At 62.4% G+C, this 16,825-nt stretch carries 13 protein-coding genes; 5 read left to right on the top strand and 8 right to left on the bottom strand.

Features of this window, described 5'->3' with window-relative positions; translation table 11 throughout:
* Positions 1 to 2 precede the first annotated feature (2 nt).
* The 4 genes from FFM81_RS17405 (at position 3) to edd (ending at position 5,521) form a co-directional block, all read left to right on the top strand.
* Positions 3 to 1,301 (top strand): NAD(P)/FAD-dependent oxidoreductase, encoded by a 1,299-nt coding sequence (locus tag FFM81_RS17405; protein WP_138385027.1) that lies wholly within the window; start codon positions 3 to 5, stop codon positions 1,299 to 1,301.
* A 134-nt stretch (positions 1,302 to 1,435) separates the two neighbouring features.
* Positions 1,436 to 2,911 (top strand): glucose-6-phosphate dehydrogenase, encoded by a 1,476-nt coding sequence (zwf, locus tag FFM81_RS17410; protein ID WP_003570253.1) that lies wholly within the window; start codon positions 1,436 to 1,438, stop codon positions 2,909 to 2,911.
* A 10-nt stretch (positions 2,912 to 2,921) separates the two neighbouring features.
* The gene (gene pgl / locus FFM81_RS17415) at positions 2,922 to 3,620 is read left to right on the top strand and encodes a 6-phosphogluconolactonase (protein WP_003570255.1); all 699 of its coding nucleotides are present in this window, start codon (positions 2,922 to 2,924) and stop codon (positions 3,618 to 3,620) included.
* Positions 3,621 to 3,697: 77 nt separating this feature from the next.
* Positions 3,698 to 5,521, top strand: a complete 1,824-nt coding sequence (edd, locus tag FFM81_RS17420) for a phosphogluconate dehydratase (protein ID WP_003570257.1) — start codon at positions 3,698 to 3,700, stop codon at positions 5,519 to 5,521.
* A gap of 77 nt (positions 5,522 to 5,598) precedes the next feature.
* Here the strand turns inward: edd and FFM81_RS17425 are convergent, their stop codons facing one another.
* The 6 genes from FFM81_RS17425 to FFM81_RS17450 form a co-directional block, all read right to left on the bottom strand.
* Positions 5,599 to 6,012, bottom strand: a complete 414-nt coding sequence (locus tag FFM81_RS17425) for a hypothetical protein (protein WP_003570259.1) — start codon at positions 6,010 to 6,012, stop codon at positions 5,599 to 5,601.
* Positions 6,013 to 6,128: 116 nt separating this feature from the next.
* Positions 6,129 to 7,217: an ABC transporter ATP-binding protein gene (locus FFM81_RS17430; RefSeq protein ID WP_025415353.1), complete on the bottom strand. Its 1,089-nt coding sequence runs from the start codon at positions 7,215 to 7,217 to the stop codon at positions 6,129 to 6,131.
* 21 nt (positions 7,218 to 7,238) lie between these two features.
* The gene (gene bglA / locus FFM81_RS17435; protein WP_138385026.1) at positions 7,239 to 8,891 is read right to left on the bottom strand and encodes a beta-galactosidase BglA; all 1,653 of its coding nucleotides are present in this window, start codon (positions 8,889 to 8,891) and stop codon (positions 7,239 to 7,241) included.
* 34 nt (positions 8,892 to 8,925) lie between these two features.
* Positions 8,926 to 10,089: a carbohydrate ABC transporter permease gene (locus FFM81_RS17440; protein WP_003570262.1), complete on the bottom strand. Its 1,164-nt coding sequence runs from the start codon at positions 10,087 to 10,089 to the stop codon at positions 8,926 to 8,928.
* A 1-nt stretch (position 10,090) separates the two neighbouring features.
* Complete coding sequence (locus FFM81_RS17445; RefSeq protein WP_003570264.1) at positions 10,091 to 11,104, bottom strand: carbohydrate ABC transporter permease; 1,014 nt, start codon at positions 11,102 to 11,104, stop codon at positions 10,091 to 10,093.
* Positions 11,105 to 11,291: 187 nt separating this feature from the next.
* A complete protein-coding gene (locus FFM81_RS17450; protein WP_138385025.1) occupies positions 11,292 to 12,653 on the bottom strand; it encodes an ABC transporter substrate-binding protein in 1,362 nt (453 codons plus the stop codon).
* Positions 12,654 to 12,950: 297 nt separating this feature from the next.
* Here FFM81_RS17450 and FFM81_RS17455 point away from each other — a divergent pair, with 297 nt between their 5' ends.
* Positions 12,951 to 13,976, top strand: a complete 1,026-nt coding sequence (locus FFM81_RS17455; protein ID WP_003570267.1) for a LacI family DNA-binding transcriptional regulator — start codon at positions 12,951 to 12,953, stop codon at positions 13,974 to 13,976.
* A gap of 23 nt (positions 13,977 to 13,999) precedes the next feature.
* On the opposite strand, the gene folD is transcribed toward FFM81_RS17455, so the two are convergent.
* Positions 14,000 to 14,899, bottom strand: a complete 900-nt coding sequence (gene folD / locus FFM81_RS17460; RefSeq protein WP_138385024.1) for a bifunctional methylenetetrahydrofolate dehydrogenase/methenyltetrahydrofolate cyclohydrolase FolD — start codon at positions 14,897 to 14,899, stop codon at positions 14,000 to 14,002.
* Positions 14,900 to 15,020: 121 nt separating this feature from the next.
* Complete coding sequence (locus FFM81_RS17465; protein ID WP_138385023.1) at positions 15,021 to 16,805, bottom strand: GumC domain-containing protein; 1,785 nt, start codon at positions 16,803 to 16,805, stop codon at positions 15,021 to 15,023.
* Between the last annotated feature and the right edge of the window lie 20 nt (positions 16,806 to 16,825).

Consider the following 16,825-nt stretch of genomic DNA (forward strand, 5'->3'; position numbering starts at 1 on the left):
TCATGGCATCGCAGGAGACGTGGCAGAGCCCGATCTCGCCGGGCCTGTCCTGGTATCAGGCAACCGTCGGGGAGCGGCCGACATATCCGGCCCTCGACGGCTCGAGAACATCAGACGTCGCCATCATCGGCGGCGGCTATACCGGCCTGCAGGCCGCCTATCATCTCGCCAAGTCAGGCGTCTCGGTGGTGCTGATCGAGGCCTGCCGCTTCGGTGACGGGGCGTCCGGGCGCAATGGCGGCCAACTCGGTACCGGCCAGCGATGGTGGCCGGAAGAGCTCGAGCAGAAGATTGGCTACCAACGCTCGAAGGCGCTGTTTGATCTCGCCGAGGCGGCCAAGCGCCATCTCATAGATTTCGCCCGCGAGCACGAGATCGAGATCGACTATGCGCCCGGCCAGCTCAACGTCGCGCACAAGGCAAGCTACGAACGCGACTTTCGTGAGAATGCCGAGATCGCCGCACTGCGCTACGGCTATCCGCACATCAGCTTCATGGACGAGAAGGAAACGCAGGAGCGGCTCGGCTCGAAGCGTTTTTATTGCGGCGTGCGCGACGTCGGCACCGGCCATATCCATCCACTGAAGCTGCTGATCGGGCTGGCGCGGGTCGCCGCCAATGCCGGTGCTGCGATCTTCGAGATGACAAAAGCAAAAACGATCCGCCAAAGCGGCGGCAAGGTGACGATCGAAACCGACAGGGGGACGATCATCGCCAGCCGTGCGCTGATTGCCTGCAACGGCCATATCGGCAACCTCGAACCGGTGACGGCAAGCCATGTCATGCCGATCCGCTCCTTCATCGGCGCCACCGCTCCGCTCGACCGGCATCCCGAAGTGCTGCCGGGCGGCGAGGCGGTGGCCGATTCGCGTTTTGTCGTGCGCTATTTCCGCAAATTCGGCGACGGCCGGTTGCTGTTTGGCGGGCGCGAGGCCTATACGTCGGACAATCCGAAGGATATTTCGCAGCACATCCGCCGGCAGATCGCCGAGATCTATCCCGCCCTCAAGGATATCGACATCACCCATGCCTGGGGCGGCAGCGTCGGCATCACCATGCCGCGCCAGCCCTTCGTGCGCGAGGTCATGCCCGGCGTCATCTCGATCGGCGGTTATTCCGGCCATGGCGTCATGCTGTCAAACTACTGTGGCAAGCTCTACGCGGAAACGGTGCTGGGAAAATCCGGCGATCTCGACCTGTTCGCATCGCTCGATATTCCGGCCTTTCCCGGCGGTGCCCGGGTGCGGGCGCCGCTGCTTTTCCTCGCCTTGTCGTGGTTTGCGCTTCGCGACAAATTTTAGTCAGATTGCGGATTTCCTCTTCCGGGAATTCGCTCTAAAACCGGTGCCTGACAGATTCATTGCACTGCACACTGGCTTTTTTAAATCGATTAGATTAAAAGGGCCGCCAACCAGCCTGATTGAGAGACAAGCTCATGAGCAGCCAGATCATTCCCGTCGAGCCTTTTGATTACGTCGTCTTCGGCGGCAGCGGCGACCTTGCCGAACGCAAGCTTCTGCCGGCGCTCTATCACCGCCAGATCGAGGGCCAGTTCTCCGAACCGACCCGGGTGATCGGCGCTTCGCGGAGCCCGCTTTCGCATGAGGAATACCGCAAATTCGCCAAGGATGCGTTGAACGAGCACCTGAAGAAGGGCGAGTATGACGAAGCTGAGGTGGAGAAGTTCTGCGCCCGTCTCTACTACGTCTCGGTCGACGCCCGCACGGATACCGGCTGGGATCAGTTGAAGAAGCTGCTCGACGAGGGCAAGGAGCGTGTGCGCGCCTTCTACCTCGCCGTCGCGCCCGGCATCTTCGGCGACATTTCGCAGAAAATCCACGACCACAAGCTGATCACCAAGTCGACCCGCATCGTCGTCGAAAAGCCGATCGGCCGCGACCTTGCCTCGGCGCTGCAGCTCAACGATACGATCGGCCGCGCCTTCAAGGAAGAACAGATTTTCCGCATCGACCACTATCTCGGCAAGGAGACGGTGCAGAACCTGATGGCGCTGCGTTTTGCCAATGCGCTCTATGAGCCGCTGTGGAACGCCAACTATATCGATCACGTGCAGATCACCGTGGCCGAAGCGGTCGGCCTGGAAGGTCGTGCCGGCTATTATGATACGGCCGGCGCCTTGCGCGACATGGTGCAGAACCACATCCTGCAGCTGCTCTGCCTGACGGCGATGGAAGTGCCCTCGTCGATGGATTCGGAAGCCGTCCGCGACGAGAAGCTGAAGGTGCTGCGCGCACTGAAGCCGCTCAATGCCTCCAATGTCGAGCAGGCGACGGTCCGCGGCCAGTATCGCGCCGGCGCGTCCGGCAGCGGCCCGGTCAAGGGCTATCTCGAAGAACTCGAAGGCGGCGTCTCCAACACCGAGACCTTCGTCGCCATCAAGGCGGAGATCAACAACTGGCGCTGGGCGGGCGTTCCCTTCTACATCAGAACCGGCAAGCGCCTGACCGGACGCATGTCCGAGATCGTCATCACCTTCAAGCCGATCCCGCATGCGATCTTCGACCAGGCGGCCGGACGCATCGTTGCCAACCAGCTGATCATCCGGCTGCAACCGGATGAGGGCGTCAAGCAGTCGCTGATGATCAAGGATCCGGGCCCGGGCGGCATGCGCCTGCGCAACGTCTCGCTCGACATGAGCTTCGCCCAGGCCTTCAACGTCCGCAATCCCGACGCCTACGAGCGTCTGCTGATGGACGTGATCCGCTCCAACCAGACGCTGTTCATGCGCCGCGACGAAGTCGAAGCCGCATGGAAATGGGTGGACCCGATCCTGAAAGGCTGGGAAACCACCGGCCAGCAGGTGCAGGGTTATACCGCCGGCACCTGGGGCCCGAGCCAGGCCATCGCGCTGATCGAGCGTGACGGCCGCACCTGGCATGACGATATCTAGGACGAAACCGATGGCATCGACCCTGCATTCCTTCGCCAGCCCCGCAGATCTCGCCGGCAGCCTCGCCGACAAGGTCGCCGACAGGCTTTCGGCGGCAATATCAGCCCGCGGAACGGCGTCCATCGCCGTATCCGGCGGCTCGACGCCGAAAGCCTTCTTCCAGGCGCTGTCAACCCGCGACATCGCCTGGGACAAGGTGACGATCACGCTTGTCGACGAACGTTTCGTGCCGGCCGACAATCCGCGCTCGAACCATATGCTGGTCGATGCCAATCTCTTGCAGAACAAGGCGAAGTCCGCGCGTTTCGTGCCGCTTTACCAGCCCGCGGCTACCGTCGAGGAGGCCGCCCGGCTGGCGACCGAAAAGAGCGCCGAAATCGGCATTCCGTTCGACGTCGTCATCCTCGGCATGGGCGGCGACGGCCACACGGCCTCGTTCTTTCCGGGCGGCAGCAATCTTGCGACCGCGCTCGATGCATCGACGCCGCGCGGCATCATTACCATGGAAGCGGAAGGGGCCGGCGAGCCGCGCCTGACCTTCACCTTCTCCAGTCTTCAGGATGCCGCACTCCTGGTTCTCCATATCGAGGGCGAAGGCAAAAAAGACGTTCTCGCCAAGGCGGAAGGCAGCGGTGAAGAGGCAGATATGCCGATCCGCGCCATTCTGCGCCGGGCCACTTCCCCGGTCGAGATCTACTGGGCTCCCTGATCGGCCGTCAATCCGGATCGAATATCAGGCCAGAGCCGCCGAAACAGATAAGACAACGAACAAGGCAGGGATTTTCCATGTCCGCTCACGCACGCATATCTGCGATCACCGATCGCATTGTCGAACGCTCGAAACCAACCCGAGAGCGCTACCTGGAACGCCTGCGCGCCGCAGCATCCAAGGGTGTGGCGCGCTCGGTGCTCGGCTGCGCCAACCTTGCCCACGGCTTCGCAGTCTGTTCCCCCGCCGACAAGGATGCGCTCGCCGGTGACCGCATCCCCAATCTCGGCATCATCACCGCCTATAACGACATGCTCTCGGCCCATCAGCCGTTCGAGACCTATCCGGCGATCATCCGCGAAGCGGCCGCACAAGCAGGCGGCGTGGCGCAGGTGGCAGGCGGCGTGCCGGCCATGTGCGACGGCGTCACCCAGGGACAGCCGGGCATGGAGCTTTCGCTGTTTTCGCGCGACCTGATCGCCATGTCGGCGGGCGTCGGCCTGTCGCACAATATGTTCGATGCCGCCCTCTTCCTCGGCGTCTGCGACAAGATCGTGCCGGGCCTCGTCATTGCTGCATTGTCCTTCGGGCACCTGCCTTCGATCTTCGTTCCGGCCGGTCCGATGACGACAGGTCTGCCGAACGACGAGAAGTCGCGCGTGCGCCAGCTCTTTGCCGAGGGCAAGGTCGGGCGCGCCGAGCTCTTGGAGGCGGAATCGAAATCCTATCACGGCCCCGGCACCTGCACCTTCTACGGCACAGCCAATTCCAACCAGATGCTGATGGAGATCATGGGCTTTCATTTGCCCGGCTCCTCCTTCATCAATCCCGGCACGCCGCTGCGCGAAGCGCTGACGCGCGAAGCCGCCAAGCGAGCCTTGGCGATCACCGCGCTCGGCAACGAATTCACGCCGGCGGGCGAGATGATCGACGAGCGTTCGGTCGTCAACGGCGTCGTCGGCCTGCATGCGACAGGCGGCTCGACCAACCACACGCTGCACCTCGTCGCCATGGCACGGGCAGCCGGCATCCAGCTTACCTGGCAGGATATTGCCGAGCTTTCGGAAGTGGTGCCACTGCTCGCCCGCGTCTATCCGAACGGGCTGGCCGACGTGAACCATTTCCAGGCGGCCGGCGGCATGGGCTTCCTCATCAAGGAACTGCTGAAGCACGGCCTGGTGCATGACGACGTGCGCACCGTCTTCGGCCAGGGTCTCGAAGCCTATACGGTCGATGCCCGGCTCGGCGAAAACGGCGGCGTCCTGCGCCAGCCGTCGCCGGAAAAGAGCCACGATCCGAAGGTGCTCTCCAGCATCGAAACGCCGTTCCAGGCGAACGGCGGGTTGAAGATGCTGCGCGGCAATCTCGGCAAGGCAGTCATCAAGATCTCCGCCGTCAAGCCGGAGCGCCACATCATCGAGGCGCCGGCGATCATCTTCCACAGCCAGCAGGAGCTGCAGGACGCCTTCAAGGAAGGCAAGCTCAACCGCGATTTCATCGCCGTCGTGCGCTTCCAGGGCCCGAAGGCGAACGGCATGCCGGAACTGCACAAGCTGACGCCGCCGCTCGGCGTGCTGCAGGATCGCGGCTTCCACGTGGCGCTGTTGACCGACGGGCGCATGTCCGGCGCCTCAGGCAAGGTGCCGGCGGCGATCCATGTGACGCCGGAAGCTGTCGACGGCGGCCCGATCGCCCGTATCCGCGACGGCGACATCATCCGCCTCGATGCGATCAAGGGCACGCTGGAGCTGCTCGTCGATGCGGCCGATCTGGCCGAGCGCGAGCCGGTAACCGTCGATCTCTCCGACAATGAATTCGGCATGGGCCGCGAACTGTTCGCCCCCTTCCGCCGCGCCGTCGGCGCGTCGGATCAAGGTGCCAGCGTGCTCTTCCATCACTGAAGCTTGTTAGCTCCAGACAAACAAAAACCCGCGAGCGCGCGAAGCACCCGCGGGTTTTTGATGTTCCGTCTTATTCGTCAGGCGCGGATATCGAGCACATAGTCGCGGTGCGCCGGATGGGTGCTGTAGACGAAGATCTTGTTCAGTTCCTTCTGCGTCAGCAGGCGCAGGAAGCGGACTTCGATCGTATTGTTGGCGTTGACCTTCATCAGCAGGCAGCCGACCTTGGTGATGCGGGCATCCGGAATATCCAGATAGAACTGCTTCGGCAGGTTGAACTGGGTGAGGATCGCCAGCGTCGCGCTGCTCATCGAAATACGGACGATATCGCAGCGGCGCGAAGCCGCGTGCATGACGCCCTTTTCCGTATACTCGATGCGCGCGGCATTCATCGTGTCCTCCATCTTGAACCGCTGCTCGCGGTCATACATGAAGGACTCTTCCTTGCTCAGGAAATGAGACTTTGGCTGTGACGGATTGGAAGCGGCCATGTGCTTTTCCCCCTCATAAATCGATGGGGAAAAGGTAGCAGCCGATCTTTAACAGAAAGTGAGAATTCGGCCGCCCGCAGATAATTCTGGGGATCATTACCCCAAAAATAGCTACCTCATTTCCGGTAGGTGTGGCCGGTTGCGTCAAACAGATGCAACTTCTGCCTGTCGGCGGCAAAGCGCATCCTCTGGCCCTTCTTCACATCGTATATGCCGGGCAGCTTGACGACGATCGGCTCGCCCGGAACCAGGCCTTCGATATAGAGCAGCGTGACTTCGCCGAGCGCTTCGACGATCGACACCTCACCCTCGAAAAGATAGTCGGCGCCGTCGGCGATCCGCAGATCTTCCGGGCGAACGCCGAAGCTTGCCTGCTTGCCGGCTTCGGAGGCGCCGGTCGGCACATCTAGCGTCACCGACATGCCTCCGGTCAGCGTCACGGTCGTCTGGTTTCCGGTCGCGGCAACCGTTGCCGGGATGATGTTCATGGCCGGCGAACCGATGAATTTGGCAACGAAGAGGTTGGCCGGGCGCTCGTAGAGATCCAGCGGCGCGCCGACCTGCTCGATATTGCCGGCGGAGAGAACGACAATGCGGTCTGCAAGCGTCATCGCCTCGACCTGGTCGTGGGTCACGTAGATCATCGTCGTATCGGCCATCTGTTCGTTCAGGCGGGCGATCTCGATGCGGGTAGCGACGCGAAGTGCCGCATCGAGGTTGGAGAGCGGCTCGTCGAACAGGAAGACCTTCGGATCGCGGCAGATGGCGCGGCCGATCGCCACGCGCTGGCGCTGGCCGCCGGACAGCGCCTTGGGCAGGCGACCGAGATATTGGGTCAGCTGCAGGCTCTCGGCCGCCGCTTTGACGCGGCGATCGATTTCCTGCTTGCTTTCGCCGGCGATCTTCATGCCGAAAGCCATGTTATCGAAGACGGTCATATGCGGATAGAGCGCATAGGACTGGAAGACCATGGCGATGCCGCGCTTGGAGGGCGGCACGTCGTTGACGAGATGGCCGTCAATATACATCTCGCCGCCGGTGATTGCCTCGAGACCGGCGATCATGCGCAGTAGCGTGGACTTGCCGCAGCCGGACGGACCGACGAAGACGATGAACTCGCCTTGCTTGATATCGAGGTCGATGCCGTGGAGAACGTCCACGGAACCGTAGGATTTGCGGATATCCTTCAGCGTCAGTCCAGTCATGTCTCTTTCCCCTCCTGATCCTTAAGCGAGACGGGCGAAATACGCCCCCCAGGCCGGAATATCGATCTTGTCGCCATAGTTGTTGCTGATAAAGCCATGCCCCGTCAACGCCTGCCATTCTCCCGCAGGCAAAGTGACGCCAGACTCAGTCGGGCTCATATTGAAGATACAGAGCAGCTTCTCATTGCCGTATTCGCGGGTGAAGACCAGCGCGTCGCCCTGCGGCTCCTCGAATTCGATCTCGCCCTTGGCAAAGGCCGGGTGCAATTTGCGGAAGGCGATGAAGCGGCGATAGTGCTCCAGTACCGAGGCCTCGTCGCCCTGCTGGACGCTGACGGCGCGCAGGATATGTTCGACCGGCACCGGCAGCCAGGGCTTGACCGTGGAAAAGCCGCCCTGGGCGACCTGGCTGTCCCAGACCATCGGCGTGCGGCAGCCGTCGCGGCCCTTGAATTCCGGCCAGAACTGGATGCCGTAGGGATCCTGCAGATCCTGGTAGGCGAGATCGGCCTCGGTCAGCGCCAGCTCCTCGCCCTGATAAAGGCAGACGGAGCCGCGCAGCGTCATAAGCAGCGAGGCATAGAGCTTGGCGAAGGCGTCGTGATCGGCGACCAGCCCGCCCCAGCGGCTGACATGGCGCATGACGTCGTGATTGGAAAAGGCCCAGCAGGCCCAGCCATCCGGTGCTGCGGCTTCGAAATCCTGCATCACCTCTTCGACGCGCTCGGCCGTCAGCGGATCGGGGGCCAGGAACTCGAAAGCGTAACACATATGCATCTTGTCGTTGCCGGACGTGTATTCGCCGACGATCTCGAGCCCGCGCTGGCTGTCACCGACCTCGCCGACGGCGGCAATCGCCGGGAATTCCTCGAGTACGGCGCGGAAGCGCTTCAGGAAGGCAAGGTTCTCGGGCCGGTTCTTGTCGTAGATATGCTCCTGAAAATTATAGGGATTGACCGCCGGCGCCGTCGAGGCGTTGCGTCGCTCGGGAGCAAGGGCCGGATTGTCTCGTAGAAGCGGGTCGTGGAAGTAAAAATTGATGGTGTCGAGACGGAAGCCGTCGACGCCACGGTTCAGCCAGAAGCGCACGACATCGAGCAGACGGTCCTGCACCTGGGGATTATGCAGGTTCATATCCGGCTGCGAGGTCAGGAAGTTGTGCAGGTAATATTGCATGCGCGTCGGATCCCACGCCCATGCCGAGCCGCCGAAGATCGACAGCCAGTTGTTCGGCGGCGTGCCATCCGGCCTGGCGTCGGCCCAGACATACCAGTCGGCCTTGGCGTTGGTCTTGCTGGAACGGCTTTGGACGAACCAGGGGTGCTGATCCGAGCTATGCGAGATAACGAGATCGATCATCACCCGGATGCCGAGGCGATGGGCCTCAGCGATCATCGTGTCGAAATCCACCAGCGTGCCGAAGATCGAATCGACATTCTCATAGTCGGAAACGTCGTAACCGAAATCGCGCATCGGCGAGGTGAAAAAGGGCGAGATCCAGATCGCATCAACGCCGAGGCTTGCCACATGCGGCAGGCGGGCGGTGATGCCCTTGAGGTCGCCGATGCCGTCACCGTTCGAATCCTGGTAGGAGCGCGGGTAGATCTGATAGATCACCGCGCCGCGCCACCAGTCCTTGTCAGGGGTCGAGATCGATTGGGGAGCCACGTTCATGGAATATCCTGTCTGAAGTCACGTTTGGAAATGGTCAGCCTCCCTTGACCGAACCCGCCAACAGGCCACGCACCAGATAACGCTGCAGCCCGAAGAAGACGAGCAGCGGCACAATGATGGTGACGAAGGCCGACGCCGTCAAAATCTCCCAGTTGCCGCCGCGCGAGCCGAGCAGAGCGTTGAGGCTGCCGGTCAGCACGATGTGGTCCTTGTCGGTGCCGAGGAAGACCATGGCGACGAGCAGGTCGTTCCACACCCACAAGAACTGGAAGATGGCGAAGGAGGCGAGCGCCGGGAAGGACAGAGGCAGGACGATGCGGGTGAATATCTCGAAATCGCTGGCGCCGTCGACGCGGGCGGATTCGATGATCTCCTTCGGCAGGCCGGCGATATAGGCCCGCAAGAGATAGATGGCGAGCGGCATGCCGAAGGCGGTGTGGGCGAGCCAGATGCCGGGATAGGTCTTCGACGGCTGGCCGAGCATGGTGCCGATCTCGTTATAGAGGCGCAGCAGCGGGATCAGCGACATTTGCAGTGGTACGACGATGAGGCCGACGACGAGCGCAATCAACAGCGCGCGGCCGGGAAACTCCATCCAGCTCAGCGCATAGGCGGCGAAAGCGGCAATCAGGATCGGGATGATCGTCGCCGGTATGGTCACGGTCAGCGAATTGATGAAGGACTGGCCGATACCCTCGCCGGTAAGAACCGTCTTGTAGTTCTGCATGGTGAATTCCGGCGGCGCCGCGACCGACGCATAGATGCGCCGCGGGCGTTCGTCGGGCGAAAAGGCGGCGTTCTTCATGTAGCGGTAACTGCCGTCGCTATTGATCAGCAGGCTTTCACCGTCGCCGAGATCGGCGGTCTGACCGGCTTCGAAGGCCGCCGGCTGCTGCACGCGGTTGCCGAAGGCTTTTACCGAACGACCGGTCTGACCTTCCAGCACATTGCCTGAAATGACATAGGCAGTCCCTTCCTGCTTCTGCTGGTCCGGCGTGCCCAAGCGGACGGCGACGGTCTGCGTCGAGCCGACGAAGGCCGTCCACCAGCCGGAGACGACGATCTGGTCCTTGTCGCGGAGCGCACTGACGAAGATGCCGAGCGTCGGGATCAGCCAGACGATGACGATCAGCAGGACGGCGGCATGAACGAAGAGGCGGGCCGGGCCGATCTTGAAGTAGCTTCCAACAGCGGTCATCTCAGTGGCCCTTCAGTTCGCGATTGGCGCGGCGCACGTTCCAGACCATGATCGGCGTGACGGCGAGCATGATGATGATGGCGATGACCGCACTTCGGCCGGAATCGCCGCCGCCGCGGAACAGCCAGTTGAACATCAGATTGGCCAGCACCATCGTCTGCCACTGGCCGTTGGTCATGGTCAGCACGATATCGAAGACCTTGAGGACGAGGATGGTGATGGTCGTCCAAACGACGGCGATGGAGCCCCAGACCTGCGGCACCATGATGCGCCAGAAGATCTGCCAGCCATTGGCGCCGTCGATGACGGCGGCCTCGATCGTCTCCTCTGGGATGCCGCGAAGGGCGGCCGACAGGATGACCATGGCAAAACCGGTCTGGATCCAGATCAGGATGATCATCAGGAAGAAATTGTTCCAGAAGGGAACGGAGATCCATACCTCAGGGGTGCCGCCGAAGGTCTGGACGATGGCGTTCAGCAAGCCGATCTGGACGTCGTTGCCGCCGCGATATTCATAGATGAATTTCCAGATGACCGAGGCGCCGACGAAGGAGATCGCCATCGGCATGAAGACGATGCTTTTGGCGATATTGCCCCACCAGATGCGATCGGTCATCACGGCGATGACGAGGCCGAAGAAGGTGCAGGCGGCCGGCACGACGGCAAGCCAGAGGATGTTGTTGAAGATCGACTGGCGGAATTCGCGGTCGTTCAAGGCCCAAAGGTAGTTCGTCGCACCGACGAACTGATTGCCCGACCGGTCGTAGAAGGAGAGGATGACGGTCGCAACGACGGGATAGACGAGATAAACGATCAGCAGGAAAAGCGCCGGGCCGATGAACAGCCACGGCCGGATCAGCGCACGGCGGTTGAGATTGCGCGATGCGGCGCGGATGTCGCCATCCTTCACCGGCAAAGCGAGGTCCAGGATCTTGTTCGAAAAATAGAAATAGGCCGAGCACGCGAAAACGGCTCCGACCACGACGCCCAAAGCGGACACAATCTGCAACAGCATTTCGTCCCTCCCCTGCTTCCCCTGATCTTAATGCGACCGGTTGTTATTCTGACGGGTCAGCGCCGGTCATCGTCAATCAATTCGTATTGCCCAATCACAATATATCCCGTGATGGCCGGGCTCTTTGCGAACCCGGCCAGTCATGCAGGCCATGCCGCCGGCAAGCCGGCGGCATAATTCTGGAAGATTACTTGATGCCGTCCCAGGCGCTCTGGATTTCGCCGGCAGCCTCTTCAGCCGATTTGCCGCCGACGAAATCGACCATGCCCGTCCAGAAGGCGCCGGCGCCGATCTTGCCCGGCATCAGGTCGGAACCGTCGAAGCGGAAGGTGGTGGCCGACGTCAGGATCTCGCCTTCCTTCTTCATCTGCGGATTGGCATAGGCCTCGGTGCTGACGCCCTTATACGGCGTCAGGAAGCTCGACTGCGCCATCCAAACCTCATGGGCGATCGGGGTCTTCAGGAAATCGATGAAGGCACGGGCCGTCTTCGAGTCCTTGGCGATAGAGACGAGCGTGCCGGCGCCGAGAACCGGCTTGCCGAGTTCGGGATGCGACGCAAAGGTCGGCATGTAGAAGAAGTCGGCATCCTGGCCGAGCTTCGTACCCTCAGGGAAGAAGGACGGGATGAACGAGGCCTGATGGTGCATGTAGCACTTTGGCGGAACCGCAAAGAGGCCCTTCGGGCTGTCGCGGAAGTCGGTCGAGGCCACGGCCGCGACGCCGCCATCGACATATTTCTCGTTCTTGGCGAACTTGCCGAATTCGTCGATCGCGGCAACGACGGCTGGATCGGTGAACTTCAACTCGTTGGTCGTCCACTTGTCATAGGCTTCCGGCGGCTGGATGCGCAGCATGATGTCCTCGACCCAGTCGGTCGCCGGCCAGCCGGTGGCGCCGCCGGAACCGAGACCGATGCACCAGGGAACGCCGCCATCCTTGACGATCTGATCGGTCAGGGCATGCAGTTCTTCCATGGTCGTCGGGATCTTGTAGCCGGCTTCCTCGAAATTCTCCGGAACGTACCAGACCAGCGACTTCACATCGGCCTTGTAAGGGAAGGCGTAGAAGGCTTCCTTGCCGTCCTTGCCCTTATAGGTGCCGTAACCGACCCAGCTGTCGCCGGCGCCGTAATTGTCCTTGATCCACTTGGAGTTGTCGTCGCCAAGCGGCGTCAGGAAGCCCTTGCTGGCGAGATCGGCCAGAAGGCCCGGCTGCGGCAGAACGGCGATGTTCGGCGGCGAGCCCGCCTGCGTGTCGATGACGATCTGCTGTTCGTAATTTTCGGAAGAGGAGTATTTGGCGTCGATGCCGGTCGCTTCGGTGAAATAGGCGAGAACGCTCATGAAGAACGCCTCGTCTTCGCCGCGCCACGGCCCGAAGATCGTCAGCGGCTGACCCTTCAGATCGGCATGAGCGGCCTTGAATTCGTCATAGCTCTTCCAGTTGAACTTGGAGTCCTGTCCCGGGGCAAATTTCAGATCGGCAGCAGACGCAGCACCGGCAAAAAGCGCTGCCATGGCAACGCCCATCAAAAATGACTTTTTCATGTGATCAACCTCCCATCACAATCCCAACCCGCGCCGAATTCCCTTTAAAAGAAATTTCAAAGCGCTTTGACACCAAACTCATTCCACTTTCGGTGGAATGGAGTCAAGTCATTTCACGAAAAACCGCTGTGGACGCGGCTCTTATCGCAGCGCAACAGGGGTTACCCGGAAATATGGAGCGATTTTTCTTGAGTCAAGCGCGCCAGATGCTACATAATTGAAAGCGCTTTGGATGCCACTGGGAGGCGGCAGTCTTTTCAAGACGGCCGACGGGCGGGCCGGGAGGAAGCATAGCAGGTGAATCTCAAACAGCTATCGGAATTGCTGGGGCTGTCGCAGACGACGGTGAGCCGAGCGCTCAACGGTTATCCCGAGGTCAACGAGGCGACCCGGGAGCGCGTGCTTCAAGCTGTCAAGGAAACCGGGTATCGCCCGAACAAGGCGGCGCAGCGGCTTGCCACCGGCAAGGCCGGCTCGATCGGCCTGGTCATGCCGACGGCGCCCGGCCATCAGTCCGACGTGCATTTCGGCGAATTCCTGGCCGGGCTCGGCGAAGAGGCCGTGCGCCACGACTTCCACTTCGTCATCATGCCGGCCGACCCGGATGACGAGGTGGCAGCACTCAGGCGCCTGGCGATCAGCGGCAATGTCGATGCGCTGTTCGTCGCCTATATGCGCGGCCACGACCCGCGGCTTCCCATGCTGAAATCGCTCTCGATGCCCTATGTCGTGCACGGGCGATCCTTCGGTTCGGAGCCGGACTATCCCTATCTCGACATCGACAATGAAGGCGCCTTCTATGATGCGACGCGCCTCTTGCTGCAGCTCGGCCATACGCGCTTTGCTTTGATGAACGGGCAGATGCATCTCGATTTCGCCATCCGCCGGAAGAACGGCGTCATATCGGCGCTGGCCGAGCGCGGACTGGCGCTCGACGAGGATTGCATGAGCCATACACTGATGACGGACGAGCAGGGCCTGCTGGCGATGGAACACTTCCTGCAGCTGCCGGAGCGGCCGACGGCCATCCTCTGCTCCAGCACTGTGCTGGCGCTCGGCGCGATCCGTGCGGTCAATCAGGCTGGATTGCGGCTCGGCGAGGATATCTCGCTGATCGCCCATGACGACGTGCTGCCGCTGTTGAAGCCGGAAAACTTCTCCGTGCCGCTGACGACGACGCGCTCCTCGCTGAGGGCCGCCGGCGTTCGCATCGCCCAGCGGCTGATCGGCACGGTGAAGCAGGCAGGCCCCTTCCCCGAACAGGAACTCTGGAAGACCGAACTGATCGTCCGGGCTTCGACCGGCCCTGTCCCCCGCTTTTAGTCAATCAAAGCGGGCTTAATCAATCAGAATTGCGGCGGCGTTTGCCCTGCGGCGCGATGGGCGGCGATGACCGTGTTGGCCATCAGCATGGCAATGGTCATCGGCCCGACGCCGCCGGGAACCGGGGTGATGGTGCTGGCGACCTCGGAGACTTCGGCGAAGGCTACGTCGCCGACGAGCCGGGTCTTGCCCTCGCCTCTTTCGGGGGCTGCCACCCGATTGATGCCGACGTCGATGACCGTCGCACCGGGCTTCACCCAATCGGCCTTGACCATTTCCGGCCGGCCGACGGCGGCGACCAGAATATCGGCGTTGCGGCAGACCTCGGCGAGGTTCTTGGTTCTTGAATGGGCGATCGTCACCGTCGCATTGGCATTGAGCAGCAATTGCGCCATCGGCTTGCCGAACAGATTGGAGCGGCCGATGACGACGGCGTTGAGGCCGGAGAGGTCCTCGCCATGGGTGCGGCGGACGAAAACCATGGCGCCGGCCGGCGTGCAGGAGACCAGTCCGGTCTTCAGGTCGCCGATGGCGAGCTTGCCGGCATTGGCGATGCTCAGGCCGTCGACATCCTTTTCCGGCAGGATCGACTGGATGATCGGCTCGCTATCGAGCGGCTTCGGCAGCGGCAATTGCACCAGGATGCCGTGGATCGACGGATCGGCGTTGAGGGTGGCGACGAGCGCTGCCAGTTCCTCCTGGCTGGTGTCGGCCGGCAGCGTGTGCTGGACCGATTTGAAGCCGCATTCCTTGGCCATGCGGCCCTTGGAGCCGACATAGGCGTGGCTTGCCGGATCGTCACCGACGATGACGACCGCAAGACCGGTGGTGACGCCGCTGCTCTTTTCCAGCGCTGCCGTCGCACTCTTGACCGTCTGAATGACCGATGCAGCTACGTTCTTGCCGTCGATTACTGTCGTCACGCGTCTCTCCGCCCTGTTTCGCGCCAATCTATGGATAGTCGGCGAGCGTCAAATGCCCGCTAACGCCCTATCCTGTCGGAAAGCAGCAAGGCAATATCAAAAATGCAAGGAAATGTTTCGGTCAGCGCAGCGGCTGCCGTGCGTCAAGGCCATGAACAAGAAGCCGGTCGCGCAGTCCGGAGATTTCGGAGCGCAGCGCCTCCATCTCGTCGACCGTGGTGGTTGCGACCGGTTGCGGTGCCGGCGGCGCGGCAGACAGCGGTGGGGATAGCGGCATTTCCTCGGCGGCTGCAGCCATCGGTTTCCGCAGGCGCAACAGGAAGGCCGCGGCAAGACCGGCGGCGAGACCCGCGGCAGCACCGCCCAGCGAACGGCCAGCCAGGCCGTCGGGCGCCGATACCGCCGTTGCGAGCGCCGGCTTCATCAGAGTGATATGACCGTCGGCGGCCGTCCCAGTCAAGACGGAGGCCGCATCTTCCAGGCGCGAACGCGCGGCGGTCGCCTTCTCGCTGAGCTCGGTCAGACGAGCAAGATCGACGCCGGTATCCCGGCTTTGCGCGATCAGCGTGTTGCGCCGGTCGTTCAGGCCCTTGCGCGCATCGACGGCCGCCTTGGCAGCGACGTTGGCAGCCTGGGCAAGACGGGTAAGCTCCTTGCCCATATTCTCCTTCAGGCCGTCGGTTTCGGCCTGTTGCTGTAACAGCCGCGGATGGCGCGGGCCGAGCTCGGCCGAGAGCTGCGCAAGTGCTGTCCTGGCGACCGCATATTTGTCGCGCCAGTCCTGTAGCGCCGGCGAGAGCATATTGGCGGGCAGCGAACCGTCGAGCACCCCGGCAAGTTTTGCGGTCTTGAGCCGGTCGGCCTCAGCCTTGGCGTCGAGGATTGTCTGGTCGGCCTGTTTCAGATCGGCATCGAGCCGGTCGATCTGGCGGCGAAGATCGACCGCCACCTTGACGTTGCCCTCGCCGCTCTTTGTCGTGAAGGCTGCAAGTTCCGCCTTCGCCTCGTCATAGGCCTTGCGCAAGGCGGCATCGGTTTCGGCATTGCCGCCGGATCTGCCTCCGGCGGAAACCGCTTCGGCAAGTCTTGCGGCGATGCGCATGGATTTACCGCTGTCGCCTGTCGTCACCCTGACGAGGATCGTGGCAGCGGCGGCATCGGGCAGGATCTCGACTGCATGTTTCAACGCTGCCTCGGCGCGCGAGGCCGGATCGGCGGCGGCACCGGTCGCCGAAAGGAGATCGAGCGCAACGCCAAGCGCATCGACACTACGGCCGGCAAATTCGGGATCGTGATCGAGTTTCAGGGCAGCGACCGTCGAAGCAACCACCCGCGCCGACATCAGCCCTTTTGCCGCAGCTTCCGTGAAGGCGGCCCGGCTTGCGGCATCGGTCTTCACTGCAAGCGTCGCTTCGGCACGGTAGAGGGCCGGCGAAGCCGGCATAAGCGTCGGCAGGCCCGCGCCGATGATCGTGGCAGCGGCGACTATCGCAAGACCCATGCCGCCGGCGCGATGCCGTGGCGCTGTCGGGCGGGCTGCGACCGGTTCCTCACGAATGACCGCCGGCGTTTCGGGCGAAATCAGCGGCTCGCTGGCCGGCGCAGCCACGGCTTCATGGCGTGCCTGTTCCTGAGCAAATGGATGGCCGACATCATTGGCGGCCAGCAGGCGATTGCCGAGGATGGTTTCGATGCGATCAACCAGCGGCGCCGGGCGCGACGCTTTGGCCCGCTGCTCTTCCAGGGCGCGGCCGATGGCGCGCAGCAGTTCGGCCTCGGGCGGCGCGATATCGGGCCGGTTCAAGCGGGGCGATAATTGGGGATCATTATGCGCGCGCGCCGGTGCGGGCGCCGCTGGCCGGGCGGCTGCGCGATCGTGAAAGCTTCTGGCCCTGATATCGTACATTTGCGCCACATCTCATGCAC

The organism is Rhizobium hidalgonense (assembly GCF_005862185.2).
GTDB lineage: Bacteria > Pseudomonadota > Alphaproteobacteria > Rhizobiales > Rhizobiaceae > Rhizobium > Rhizobium hidalgonense.

Bases quoted from the DNA above. Each gene is read 5' to 3' on its own strand.
- zwf (WP_003570253.1), top strand. From the start codon at position 1,436: ATGAGCAGCCAGATCATTCCCGTCGAGCCTTTTGATTACGTCGTCTTC.
- bglA (WP_138385026.1), bottom strand. From the start codon at position 8,891: ATGAACGTGGCTCCCCAATCGATCTCGACCCCTGACAAGGACTGGTGG.
- pgl (WP_003570255.1), top strand. From the start codon at position 2,922: ATGGCATCGACCCTGCATTCCTTCGCCAGCCCCGCAGATCTCGCCGGC.
- edd (WP_003570257.1), top strand. From the start codon at position 3,698: ATGTCCGCTCACGCACGCATATCTGCGATCACCGATCGCATTGTCGAA.
- FFM81_RS17465 (WP_138385023.1), bottom strand. From the start codon at position 16,805: ATGTACGATATCAGGGCCAGAAGCTTTCACGATCGCGCAGCCGCCCGG.
- FFM81_RS17430 (WP_025415353.1), bottom strand. From the start codon at position 7,217: ATGACTGGACTGACGCTGAAGGATATCCGCAAATCCTACGGTTCCGTG.
- FFM81_RS17405 (WP_138385027.1), top strand. From the start codon at position 3: ATGGCATCGCAGGAGACGTGGCAGAGCCCGATCTCGCCGGGCCTGTCC.
- FFM81_RS17425 (WP_003570259.1), bottom strand. From the start codon at position 6,012: ATGGCCGCTTCCAATCCGTCACAGCCAAAGTCTCATTTCCTGAGCAAG.
- FFM81_RS17445 (WP_003570264.1), bottom strand. From the start codon at position 11,104: ATGCTGTTGCAGATTGTGTCCGCTTTGGGCGTCGTGGTCGGAGCCGTT.
- FFM81_RS17440 (WP_003570262.1), bottom strand. From the start codon at position 10,089: ATGACCGCTGTTGGAAGCTACTTCAAGATCGGCCCGGCCCGCCTCTTC.
- FFM81_RS17450 (WP_138385025.1), bottom strand. From the start codon at position 12,653: ATGAAAAAGTCATTTTTGATGGGCGTTGCCATGGCAGCGCTTTTTGCC.